The following is an 11,791-nucleotide window of genomic DNA, read 5'->3' on the forward strand; positions in this document are numbered from 1 at the left end:
CTTGCCCCACTGATAAAACCACTCCCCGATACCAGCATGTTCAACATCAATCCGCGCACACTTGCCTTGCTCGACCAGTGCATCGTCTCGGGCAGCGGATTCCTGACGCTGGTCATCCTCGGGCGCTTCCTGGGGGCGCCGGAATTCGGCCTGTTCAGCCTGGCCATGCTGGCGACCATTTTCCTGGCCAACCTGCACCGAGCGGTGTTCACCCAACCGATGAACGTGCTGGGCGCGGGCGAGCCCGCTGCACAGTCAGCGACCCGCCTGCGCCAGGTGCTGGGCGCGCATTTGCTGGCAATTCCGCTGTCGATGGCGCTGCTGGGTGCGGTGTCATTCTGGTTTTTTCCTGATCCGCCGCTGCTGCTGGCTTGCTGCGCCTATATCAGCTGCTTTTTCCTGCAAGAGACTGCGCGCCGCTTCTGGTACACCCGGCAAAAAATGGCGCGGGCGCTATGCAGCGATGCAATCAGCTATGGCGGACAGCTGCTGCTGTTGCTCGCCGCCGGCCTGTTCTGGCGGCTGGACGGTCCCAGCGCCTTCCTGATCATGGCGGCGACATCGCTCTTGGCCTTCGTGGTCGACGTCATCGCCGGCGGCTTGCTGGCGCGAGCGCAGACCCATACCGGCAACATGCTGGCAGCGCACTGGGCCATGTCCAAATGGCTGGTGCTGACCGTGCTCGCCGTATGGGGCGCAACCCAGCTGTTCCCGTTCCTGCTGGCGCCGCTGGGCGCGGCGACCGTCGCGGCCTTTGTCGCCTGCCGCAACCTGCTCAATGTCATCAACGTACTGACCCAGACCATCGGCGACTTCCTGCCGGTGCGCGCCGCGCTGCTGTTGCGCCAGCAAGGACGCGACGCCTTGCGCAAGCACTTGACCAAGTCGATGTTGCAGTGCCTGGTGGCAGGCTCGGTGTTCCTGCTGGTAATGATCCTGGTTGCCGAACCGCTGCTGGACCTGGTCTACAAGGGCTTGTACAACGAGGCCGCCGGCGTGCTGGTGATCCTGGCGATTGGCCGCTTCTTTTCATTGTTTGCCATCACCCTGGGCGCTTACTCGCATGCGATGCAGGACGCACGGGCGAGCTTCATTGCCAATATCGGCGCGACGCTGTCCAACGCCACCGTCGGCTTGTGGCTGATCAAGACCAACGGCGCGGCCGGCGCGGCGTGGGCTGCCACGCTGGGCATGCTGGTGGCGACCATGATCCAGGCCGTGCTGGTGCGAGCGACCTGGCGCAAGCTGCCCCATGCGGCGCACGCGCCGACGCCGGTGCAGGCAGTGGCGACATTTGCCGGCGGAGGACGCTGATGGCAGCCGACCCGGGCCTGACTGCTGCGCACCCCGCCCTGCCGCATCGCGGCTCGGCGCTGGTAATGACGGACTATGGCTTCCTGCTGGCGCTGGCGCTGGCGCTGTGGATCGCGGTCGATCCGCTGGAAGCAGACCTGGAGCGCCGGCTCGCCATCAAGCATCTGCCCATGTTGCTGCTGCTGCCCTTCCTGCTGCTGTCGCTGGTGGGCGCAAAAGTATTCCACTGGCAGGAGCAGCGTCCCTCCATGCGCCAGGCACTACTGCCGCTCTTGCTGCTGGCCGGATTCATTATTGGCGGCGGCGTCTTTGCACGCTTTGCGTCAGGTATACAAAACAGCTTCCTGGTGGCCGGCGTCTATATGCTGGCCGCGCCTGCCGCTGCGGCGCTGCTGATCCGGTCCGGCAAGCCCGTGTCCTTGCTCAATACGTTTGCCTGGCTGGTGGGCGCGATGGCGGTGGTAGTTTTCGCCGGCCTGGTGGTCAATTACAACGTGCGCCAGGTCTACCACGAGCTGGAGTTCCTGTTTCCGCCACTGGCCGTGCTGATCGGATTTGCCGTGCCGCGCGGTTGGAAGCGCTGGGCCGGGATGGCCTTTTTCATCCTGATGGCGCTGGCCTACAAGAAGAACACCGGCTACCTGGTTGGCCTCCTGGTCATTGCCTACCTGCTTGCATTCGAGGCCTGGCCGCGCTGGTCACAGGGCGACACCCTGAAAAAACTCAGCAAGGCGCAATGGACGCTGATCGCTGCGGCTGCACTGGCCGGCCTGGTGATATTCCTGCTCGCCAACCGGGCCGAGTACCTGCCTAGCGGCAATCCGCAGTTCCGCCTGTTCACTTACGAGCGGGCCTGGGCGCGCTTCCTCGCATCGCCATTGTGGGGCACCGGTTTTGCGGCGCCGGCAGCGGAAAAATTCACCGTATTCGATACCGGCGTGTCCGACAATGTGCTGCCTACCCATAGCGATGTGCTCGACATCTTCGCCCATGGCGGCTTGCTCGGCGTAATGTTGTGGCTGTGGATGCTGCTGCGGCTGGCGCGCCTGGCCTGGCTGCACGCATTGCATCCGCGCCATCGCCAGCATCCGCTTGCGCCCTATGCGCACTGGCTGGCCTGCATGAGCATCGCCGGGGTGCTGGTCTATGCGTTCAATCCGATCATCCTGCAACCGGCGAAATCATTATTGCTATGGGGCAGCCTGGGCCTGCTGGGAGCGATTGCGGCTTGCATGCGCAGCCAGGCCGACCAACAGGGGACTCCATGAGCACCCACCCGACGATTTCCATCGTGACCTGTTCCTACCAGCAGGCGCGCTTCCTGGATGCCACCATGCGCTCGGTGCTGGCGCAACAGTATCCGGCACTGGAGTACATCGTGGTCGATGGCGGATCGGATGACGGCAGCAAGGCCATCATCGAGCGCCACGCCGGCGAATTGGCGTGGTGGGTATCGGAACCCGACCGCGGGCAGACCGACGCCCTGACCAAGGGCTTCGCCCGCGCCCATGGCGAGATCTGCGGCTGGCTATGTTCGGACGACTTGCTGTTGCCGCAGGCGCTGCACCGCATCGGCGCCTATTTCCGCGACCATCCGGAGGTGGATGTCGTATTTGGCGACGCGCTGTGGATCGATGCAAGCGGCGCCCTGATCAAGCCAAAGCGGGAAATGCCATTCAACCGCTTTGTGTTCCTGCATGGCTACAACTACGTGCCGCAACCATCAACATTCTGGCGTCGCAGCCTGTATGAGCAGGTCGGCGGACTGACGCCCGGCTTCGACATCGCGATGGATAACGACTTGTGGGAAAAATTCTCGCGTCATTCGCGCATTGCGCACATGCCGGCCTACCTGTCCTGCATGCGCTACTACCTCGAACAAAAGACCACCGCACCGCACATGCGGCAGCGCGGACATCAGGAGGGCACCAGCGTGATGTTGCGCGGCAGCCAGCTGGCACGGGCGTGCGTCGGGCGCCCCTTGCTCGGGTCAGCCCTGCGCGTGGCCGCGCGGGCGACGCGGGTGGTACAAAAAGCGGCAGCGGGCGGCTACACCGCGCGCGCGCCAAACGAATTACTACCCTGGTTGAAGGCGCATGCCACGGATGAACGCTAAGCGATTGAGCGCAGCGGCGCTGCTGATGCTGTGCCTGCTGCTGGCGGCGACCAGCACGGCAGCGATCCGCCATGTGCGGCCGGATCACCCACTGGCCAGCGACGATGGCGACGGCGGCGCGCAGCGGCCCTGGCGCACGCTGTCCCATGCGGCCCGGCATCTGCAGCCCGGGGACACCTTGCTGATCGCCGCCGGCATTTACCGCGACAGCCTGGTGCTGCCGCAGCGCGCCTGGTCGGCGTCCACGCCCACCACGATCGCCGGTGAGGGCCTGGTGGAGCTGCGCGGCACCGACCTGGTGGGCGGGTGGGAACGTCTGGGCGGCGGCGTCCTGGTAAAGCACGGCTGGAACAGCGAGCCGCAACAAGTGGTGGTGCATGGAAAGCTGCTGGTGCAGGCCGGCGGCACTGTTTTCGACGGCTATCCGCAGCGTGGCGATCACCCCCTGGCGGGCTTGCATCGCGGAGAGGGTGGAATCTGGCCAGGCCGCACCCCTGGCGGGCTGGCCGCGCTCACGCCGGGCGGCTTCTGGTATGACAGCGCAACGCGTTCGCTGTACTTGCGCCTGCCGGCGACGACGGCGCTGCCGGAAATCGAGGTCGCAACCCGCACCTGGCTGCTGCGTGCAGAAAATGTATCCGGCCTGGTGGTGCGCAACCTGCGCTTTCGCTATGCCAATACCAGCACCATGAGCCGCCAGGGCGCAGTCACGATCAAAGGCCACGGCAACACGCTGGAAATGCTCGCTGTGCTGGATGCCGATGGCGTTGGCATCGAGCTTGAGGGCGATGGCAACGTGATCCGGCAGTGCACGGTGATGCGGGCGGGTTACCTGGGCATCAAGGCGCGTGGCGCGCAAAACCTGATCGCCGACAACCGGGTCAGCCATAACAATGTGCGCGGCTTCAACAAGTGGTGGGAAGCCGGCGGCATGAAATTCATCGGCAATGGCGGCTTGCGGCAATCGCGCGTTGCGGCAAACGAGGTGGCCTATAACAATGGCGACGGCATCTGGTTCGACTGGGGCAATGACGACAACCAGGTCGAGCGCAACCGGGTGGCCTACAACACCGGGTTCGGCGTGCACTATGAAGCCAGCGCGCGCGGCGTCATCACGCAGAACCGGATATTCGGCAACGGCCAGCGTGGCGTCTACCTGTCGCACAGCCGCGACTCGGTCGTCACGCGCAATCTCATCGTCGCCAACGGTCTTGAGGGAATCGTGGCGATCGATGAGCAGCGCACCGACCCTCAAGGCTTGCTGGATTTGCGGCCCTGGCGCAATCGCATCAGCGGCAATGTGCTGGCCTGGAACAAGGGGCCGGCGCTGATACTGCCCGGCGCCCGCTACCGTAACGTGTCGGACGACAATGTCTACTTGCAGGACGATGCAGAACCCGGGCCCCTGTTTGCGATGGGCTGGCCAAAGACCTGGAACCGCCCGCAGCCGATTTCGGCATGGCGCGCCCGCGAAGGACAGGACATTGGATCGCGCGTGATCAGCAAGCGTATGGAGGCGACGATGCGCAATGCGCTCGCGCAGCGTTCCCTGGAAATCGATTTTTCCCGCATCGAGCGACTGGCCGGCGCCGCGGCGCCGGCGCTGGCTGGCCAGGCGCGGACATCCCGGTCGCTGCCAAGATAGCGAACCCGAATCAAGCAAAACAACGCAGAGCGACAATCAAGGGCCCCATGTACACGCGACGCATACTCGTCATCCACAATCGCTACCGTCATCGCGGTGGCGAAGATGTCGTGGTCGATGATGAAGTACAGATGTTGCGCGAGCACGGCCAGATCGTGCAGGTATATGGCCGCGACAATGCCAGCATCGGGCAAATGGCGCGCACCACACTGGCAAGGGAGACCATGTGGTCCTCACGGACAATGACTGAGCTGGGCCAGCACATCGACAGCTTCGCGCCCGATGTAATCCATGTGCACAACAGCTTCCCGCTGGTATCGCCGTCGCTGTACTGGGCAGCGGCAAGGAGGTCTTGCCCGGTGGTGCAGACGCTGCACAATTTTCGGCTGATGTGCCTGCAAGCGATGTTCCTGCGCAATAACCGCATCTGCGAAGATTGCAAGGGGGCGGTGCCGTGGCGCGGCGTGATGCGCGGCTGCTATCACGATTCGGCAGCGCAATCGGCAGTGCTGGCCGGCATGCTGGTGCTGCATCGCGGCCTCGGCACTTACCAGCGCAAGGTGACCCGCTACATTGCGCTCAATGAATTTTCACGCGACAAGTTCATTGAAGGCGGCCTGCCTGCCGAACGCATCGTCGTCAAGCCCAACTTCGTGCAGCCGCAGCCGCAGCCGGCGCAGGGCACGTTCCGCTCCGGCGCACTGTTCGTGGGCCGGCTATCGCTGGAAAAAGGCCTGTCGCTGATGGCCGAGGCTCTGGCATTGCTACCGTCCATGACGGTGGGCGTCATCGGTGACGGACCCGAGATGCCACTGGTCAGGGCGCATGCGCAGTTGCACGCCATGGGCCAGTTGAATCGCGCGGAGGTGATGCGGCACATGCAAGGTGCGGCTTACCTGCCGCTGGGCTGCGGCCCTGGGTGGCGTTAGCCGCCACCCGTCCCGTTTACAGCTTTTCGACCAGTACTGGCTTCATTCCCGCCGTCAGCACCTGCCCGCCCGATACACCACTGGCGCTGCCATCGATATTGCGTAGCCGCGTGTACCCGGTGGGTACCGTATAGCTGCTGGTGCCGCTGGCGCTCCAGACGATCGTTGCTTCATAGCCATTGGCGCGCGACAATTTGCATTGGTACTGGCTGCCGCTGACCTGGCACGGCGAAAAGCCAGCGCCGATCATCCAGTTATAGACCTCGCCATACGCCACGCCCGGCTTTTGCACCTGTCTGGTGTTGCGGTCGAACAGCGTGCCCCAGGTAAAGTGCTCCCAGCCATACCAGAACGTGCGGTCGATGCCATGGTGGAATGACAGCACCTGGAAGCGCGCAAGCCATGCAGCCTGCTGGTCCTGGTCCGCGCCCATCGGCCAGCTGGAATCACCCCAGCTATGCTCGGTATCCCAAAGTTGTTTCGCGCCCAGGCCATACTTTGCCTGCACGCTGCGCAAGTTAGCCACCAGAGCATTGAGGTATTCCGGCGGCCCGTACAGATAGGCGTGGAATGCCATGATGTCGAGGTAGGAGGCGCCACCCGCAGCGAAGTAGCCATCCAGCCAGCTGGCCGACGACGTGCCCTGCGGCGCAGGCGTGAGTACCGTTCCGCCGGCATTCTTGATGATCGGGTAGGCCAGGCGCGCCATCTCTACCAGTTGGGCGTTGCTGCCCTTCCAGAAATTTCCGGCATTGGGTTCGTTCCATAGCTCCCAGTACTTGATCTTGCCCTTGTACCGGTTAGTGATTTGCGTCACGAAGTTGGTCCATGCAGCCGACTGCGGTGCAAAGCATGAGCCAGCGCTGGCCCCATCACACGCTCCGCCTGCATTGGTCGAAGCCCAGGCCGGCACATAGCCGAAGGTATAGACCAGGTCGACGCCGCGCGCGGTCGAATCATTCACCAGTGCGTCGAGGTTGGCCCAGTTGAACACGCCGCTGGACGGGTTCAGATCGATCCATGCCACACCGGGCCAGGAATCCCATGTGCGCTGGATTGAAAATTTCACGCTGGGCCAGCCCGTGTAGGTTTGGGCGGCGAGGTGCATGCCAAAAAATTCGGGGGGGACGATGCGACCGGTGATTGTGGTGGTGGTCGGATCTGTAGTGCCGGTTGTCGGCGTTGTACCCGAGATCGGACTGCTTACTGTCCTGATTTTCTTTGCAAATACGTCTGCATTAGCCTGGTCAGCCAATGCGGCATCCGTGCCATCAGCGCTGCCACCGCCGCCACCGCCGCCGCACGCCGCCAGCATGACGATCGCACTGGCTGCAAATGCGACGCGCAGGCTGCGCCACCCTTCCCTGTTTACTGCCCTCATTGACAAACTCCCCCTTTATGACGCCGTCATGCCGAACGGGCATGACATCGCGCAATGAGGGAGTTCGATGCCGCATGGAAACAATAGTTCCGTAAGGAATTGTTTCAATAGGGAATTGTTTCAGCTTGGGTAACTGGCTCGGGTTGTCAGCCTGGCAGCCTCTCCCCGCCGCCGAGCACGCACCACCAGGGTGCCAGCCAGCTTGTCATGCCATCCCTGCTTCCTGGGATGAAACGCCACCCACAAAAAGCCCAGGCCAAATGGCACCATCGACAACAGCAAACCAAGTGAGCGCCCAAGCTGCTGCGCCAGCCCCGGAGGGCATCCGGTGCGCTCATCAACCACTACGGCCGAAATCGCCAATTTGCCAGGCGTGGACCCCGGCGCCAGGTAGAACAACAGCGCTGCCACGGCAGATGGCAACAACCACAGCAGTGCGCCAACGCCGATTTGCTGCAAACCGCCAGCACCCATCAGCCTGGCAACTTGCACCAGCGGCATCGCTAGCGCCGCCAGCAGGCCCAGATCGATCACGCCCGCCCAGGCTCGTGCCCAGAAGCCGACATATTCGAGTTCGCACGGCTGATCGTCACTGCCCAGAGGGCGCGCCAACTGTCGCCAGAATTTCATCGCATGCCTGAATGGACTGGGTCTAGAATCGGGGGGTTGCATCGGCCCGCTACGACACGACGCGATAGTTATCGTAGCGCCACTACTGTTGCCCACCTTGACATGGACCATATGGACCCGCAACTCGATCTGCTGGGCAGGATTGTGCAAAATACAATCGCGCCGGCGTTCCTGTTGGGCGCTGTCGCCATGCAGATGCGGGTGCTGAATAATCGCCTCTCGCGCATCGTCGACCGCCAGCGCTGGCTCAGGGAGCAAGCCGGCACCATGCCCGGCAACGCCACGCCAACTGCTGAACACCGGCATGAGACCGGCGTGCTGTTGCAGCGCCAGCGTGCGATTCAGCGCGCAATCCTGCTGGCGGGGATGTGCGCCCTGCTGGTGTGCTGCGTCATCGTGGCAATGTTCGTCGAGGATGCACTTGACCTGGGCATGGAGGCCGTGGTGGCGATGCTGTTCGTTGCCGGCCTGGCCAACCTGGTGCTGAGTTACCTGTTCTTCCTGGACGAAATATTCCTGTCCATGCGCAAGCTCAAGTTGACCATCCGCGGCAGCCGCCGCCTGCCGGACTGAGCCGGCCTTGCGGTCAGGCGAAAAAGCGCTGCTGCAATTCTTCCAGGCCAAGGCTAGACAGGACTTCCTGCAGGCGCTGCGCCGCACGCGCGCGCGGCAGGTCTTTATAGCTGGCGATGATCAACTCGTTTTTCATCGAGTGCTCCCAGCCAACCAGTTCTGTCACACGCACCTGGTAGCCATGCGCCTCCAGTTGCAGGCAGCGCAGCACGTTGGTCACCTGGCTGCCGAATTCACGTGTATGCAACGGATGTCGCCATAGTTCAGTCAGCACATCGCGCGCCAGCGCGCGGCCCTTGCCCCGGTTCAGCACCGAAGCAACTTCGGCCTGGCAGCAAGGCACCAGCACGACAAAGCGAGCTTTCCTGGCCAGTGCAAAACGAATGGCGTCATCGGTCGCTGTGTTGCAGGCATGCAGCGCGGTGACGATGTCGACCTGTGCCGGCAACAAGGGCGAGGTGATGGACTCGGCAACGGAAAGATTCTGGAAATCCATCCGCGTGAATCCCAGCCTGGCAGCCAGTTCGCGTGACCTGGTCACGAGTTCTTCCCGCATTTCGATCCCGACCACGGTACCGTGCCCGCGCGACTTGAAGAACAGGTCATACAGGATGAAACCGAGGTAGGACTTGCCGGCGCCATGGTCTACCAGGTGCATGTCCGGCCGGGTCTGCTCAATCTCCTGCAACAAGGGCTCGATGAACTGGAACAGATGGCTGACCTGCTTGAGCTTGCGGCGGCTGTCCTGGTTGAGCTTGCCCTCGCGTGTAAGGATGTGCAGTTCCTTCAACAGTTCGAGCGATTGTCCGGGGCGGATTTCGTGGGAGGCGGTCATTGGTCCGGTTGACGGGTGCGTGGATCGCCATTGTACGACCGGTGGCGGAGCTGCATGCGGCTAGCCGTCGCTTCGGATCGCCGGCCCCCGGCCGAGTTTGTCCGGCCCCACCAATTTTGCAGTGGACGGACCCGCTAGGTCCTGAAACCGGAAAATGCCGTCTGGAAGGTGTCATGCAGCTCGGCGCGCCCCTGGAACGGCGAGGATGCGACGCCGTTGACGATCGGATCAAGTTTTTTGACCAACCTGGCGCACTCCGACTTTCCCAGCACCGCTTCATGCTTTTTCATGAAATCGGCAATCTGACGGATCGAGCCATGACTGATCGGCCCCTGCCATAAGCAATTTTCGCCTTCGAATCGAATTCCGATCGCGATATGCAAGAGCGGCGTGATGTCCTTGAGCCTGGGTTTCTCGGTGACACGCGCCAGCAACGGCCCAACCATGTCGCAGCGCGCGGCATTGGCCAACATCGCGCTCCATTGCGGCTTGCTGACCTGATCCGGAGACGGCCCCCTCGCAAGAGCTTCGACAATGCCTGACCTGATTTTGCTGTACGGATCTGCCTGCAGGGATTTCAGTCCTTCTTCGATGAACTTCCAAAAACCGGCATGGTCCGCACCACCTTTGCGGTCCAGATACGTGGCCGCCGTTGCAGCGAATTCCTCGGCCGGGTTGAACATCTCTGGAAACATGGTCCGTAAGTCGGGACGGGGCCTGGGTGCCGCCGCTGGTGCTGGTGCTGGTGCTGGTGCTGGTGCTGGTGCTGGGGCTTGGGCTTGGGCTTGGGCTGGCGCTGGCGCTGGCGCTGCTGCGTTTCCACCGGCATTGAGTTCGTCTGCCAGGCGCGCACTCGCCGCCCAGCTTTCCGCCTTGGCCGTCCTGCCTGGAGCGATCGGTGCCGCTTGACTGCGGTGATCGATGCCTGGCGCATCGTTGAGCCTGGTCGGACTGGCGGACTTGCTGACATAGTCCGGCTCACTCGTGCTCTGCGCTGCGGTGGGCGCGAGCATTGAATTGGTCGAGGTCGCACTGCTTTGCTGGCTGGTGCGCGACGGCGTTGCCATCTTGATTTTTTTGACTGAACTGTCGCCTCCCGCATCCCTGGCCTGTCCGGAATCGTGCTTGACCGGCTGCGTGCCACGCCCCTGTTTGACCTTGCCCAGTCTGTCGCCCATCGCCTATCCCCCTGTATGCCAGTGATGCTGCTGTTTTCAGCAGCATCATTTCCATATGCGAACAATTGTTCGCATAGCGCACTCAGTAACAAAAGTAGCTAACAAGTTCCATGGAGGGGGGATTGATGGCAGGGTTGATGGCAGGGTTGATGGCAGCGGTGCTGTCAGCTGCTGGCCCGACTTCGGGCCAAGCTGTGGTGGCTATTGCATTCGTAGCGGGGAATGATGCCGGGAGGCCTTGTCCCGGATGTACATGATGAAGGGGCCCAAGGACGCGACGACATCGAGATCTTGCCGGATCAGGCGACCGGCTCTCGATGTCGGCGCGTTCGCTGGCCCCTATCGGGAACCGGTGCCGGACGATCCGCTCGATCCGCCAGGACGACTCATGCCACTTGATCCGGAGCTGGTGCCGGACGTTCCTGAGCTTCCGGAGGAGCCGCTGGAACTGGCGCCGGCGCCAGCCTCATCACGTTTCTGGCAGCCGGCCATGCCAGCCAACGCCACACTTACTGCGAGCAAGGCAATCATGCCCTTTGCGTTCTTCATATCAGTTTCCTCGTGTCAAAAGCAGGGTAGCCGTGCGGAAATTCGGCTGTTGTAATCCCTGTTCCATCAGAGGCATGGTCAGCGTCCATGGTTCATCGCGCAAGCCGCTGGCTTTGCGCAAGCGCAAGCCGGTTCGTGGATAGCCCCGATTGCAATCCTTGAAAATGACGATGTGGCGAGCCAGGGATATAAATGCCGGCAGCGATGGTCAGATACCAACGGCCTTGTCATTGTGGACAGTGTGCTGCACAGAATCGGAGACACATGGGTATTGAATAATTTGCACTTCTGTAAATATCGTCGTTGCAAATTCTGCAAAGCTGATTGACCTTGGAGAAACGCATGAACAATGGATTCAACTTATGCAGCAATTTCGTAAGCACGCCACCGCCCGAAGCCGAAAATTTCGACACCATGCAGTTACGCAATGCGGGTTTGCCGATTCGCTGCGGTGAGCTGTACGGCGCGTCGGCACCGATGCAGCATCTATTCCAGATGATAGAAAAAGTTGCTCCCACGCGCGCCAATGTGCTGGTCTCGGGCGAAAGCGGTACCGGCAAGGAACTGGTTGCAGCAGAGATCCACCGTCTCTCGCGCGAGCGTGACAAGCCATTCATTGCAATCAACTGCGGCGCGGTGTC

Annotated in this window: 13 protein-coding genes; 9 read left to right on the plus strand and 4 right to left on the minus strand. The window is 62.3% G+C overall.

The features are described from left to right. Positions 1-36 precede the first annotated feature (36 nt). From Q7T64_RS13860 to Q7T64_RS13880, 5 genes are read left to right on the plus strand one after another with little or no spacing between them, the layout of a single operon-like run. The gene (locus tag Q7T64_RS13860; RefSeq protein WP_304796865.1) at positions 37-1,314 is read left to right on the plus strand and encodes a polysaccharide biosynthesis C-terminal domain-containing protein; all 1,278 of its coding nucleotides are present in this window, start codon (positions 37-39) and stop codon (positions 1,312-1,314) included. Then, positions 1,314-2,582 carry an O-antigen ligase family protein gene (locus Q7T64_RS13865; protein ID WP_304796868.1) on the plus strand — a complete coding sequence of 423 codons (1,269 nt, stop codon included), beginning with the start codon at positions 1,314-1,316 and terminating at the stop codon, positions 2,580-2,582. The genes Q7T64_RS13860 and Q7T64_RS13865 overlap by 1 nt, the downstream gene beginning before the upstream one ends. After that, positions 2,579-3,430 carry a glycosyltransferase family 2 protein gene (locus Q7T64_RS13870; protein ID WP_304796871.1) on the plus strand — a complete coding sequence of 284 codons (852 nt, stop codon included), beginning with the start codon at positions 2,579-2,581 and terminating at the stop codon, positions 3,428-3,430. The genes Q7T64_RS13865 and Q7T64_RS13870 overlap by 4 nt, the downstream gene beginning before the upstream one ends. Then, on the plus strand, positions 3,420-5,075 hold the full coding sequence (locus Q7T64_RS13875) for a right-handed parallel beta-helix repeat-containing protein (protein WP_304796874.1): 1,656 nt from the start codon (positions 3,420-3,422) through the stop codon (positions 5,073-5,075). The genes Q7T64_RS13870 and Q7T64_RS13875 overlap by 11 nt, the downstream gene beginning before the upstream one ends. 47 nt (positions 5,076-5,122) lie before the next feature. Then, positions 5,123-6,004, plus strand: coding sequence for a glycosyltransferase (locus tag Q7T64_RS13880; protein WP_304796877.1), 882 nt, complete (start codon positions 5,123-5,125; stop codon positions 6,002-6,004). A 16-nt stretch (positions 6,005-6,020) separates the two neighbouring features. Here the strand turns inward: Q7T64_RS13880 and Q7T64_RS13885 are convergent, their stop codons facing one another. Further along, entirely contained in the window at positions 6,021-7,073 is a 1,053-nt protein-coding gene (locus Q7T64_RS13885; protein ID WP_304796881.1) for a glycosyl hydrolase, read from the minus strand. Positions 7,074-7,110: 37 nt separating this feature from the next. On the opposite strand from Q7T64_RS13885, the gene Q7T64_RS13890 reads away from it, so the two are divergent. Then, entirely contained in the window at positions 7,111-7,443 is a 333-nt protein-coding gene (locus tag Q7T64_RS13890; protein WP_304796884.1) for a hypothetical protein, read from the plus strand. A 62-nt stretch (positions 7,444-7,505) separates the two neighbouring features. Here Q7T64_RS13890 and Q7T64_RS13895 read toward each other — a convergent pair whose 3' ends face one another. Then, a complete protein-coding gene (locus tag Q7T64_RS13895; RefSeq protein ID WP_304796887.1) occupies positions 7,506-8,015 on the minus strand; it encodes an RDD family protein in 510 nt (169 codons plus the stop codon). Positions 8,016-8,117: 102 nt separating this feature from the next. On the opposite strand from Q7T64_RS13895, the gene Q7T64_RS13900 reads away from it, so the two are divergent. Next, positions 8,118-8,588, plus strand: a complete 471-nt coding sequence (locus tag Q7T64_RS13900; RefSeq protein ID WP_304796889.1) for a DUF2721 domain-containing protein — start codon at positions 8,118-8,120, stop codon at positions 8,586-8,588. 13 nt (positions 8,589-8,601) lie between these two features. Here Q7T64_RS13900 and Q7T64_RS13905 read toward each other — a convergent pair whose 3' ends face one another. Beyond that, complete coding sequence (locus Q7T64_RS13905) at positions 8,602-9,423, minus strand: SAM-dependent methyltransferase (protein ID WP_304796892.1); 822 nt, start codon at positions 9,421-9,423, stop codon at positions 8,602-8,604. 134 nt (positions 9,424-9,557) lie between these two features. Beyond that, positions 9,558-10,118 carry a hypothetical protein gene (locus Q7T64_RS13910; RefSeq protein ID WP_304796895.1) on the minus strand — a complete coding sequence of 187 codons (561 nt, stop codon included), beginning with the start codon at positions 10,116-10,118 and terminating at the stop codon, positions 9,558-9,560. A gap of 730 nt (positions 10,119-10,848) precedes the next feature. Here Q7T64_RS13910 and Q7T64_RS13915 point away from each other — a divergent pair. Next, a complete protein-coding gene (locus Q7T64_RS13915; protein ID WP_304796898.1) occupies positions 10,849-11,205 on the plus strand; it encodes a hypothetical protein in 357 nt (118 codons plus the stop codon). Positions 11,206-11,492: 287 nt separating this feature from the next. Further along, positions 11,493-11,791 (plus strand): sigma 54-interacting transcriptional regulator (locus tag Q7T64_RS13920; protein ID WP_304796901.1); only part of this gene is annotated, 299 nt, incomplete at its 3' end.

Source organism: Lacisediminimonas sp. (assembly GCF_030645335.1).
Classification (GTDB): domain Bacteria; phylum Pseudomonadota; class Gammaproteobacteria; order Burkholderiales; family Burkholderiaceae_D; genus Lacisediminimonas.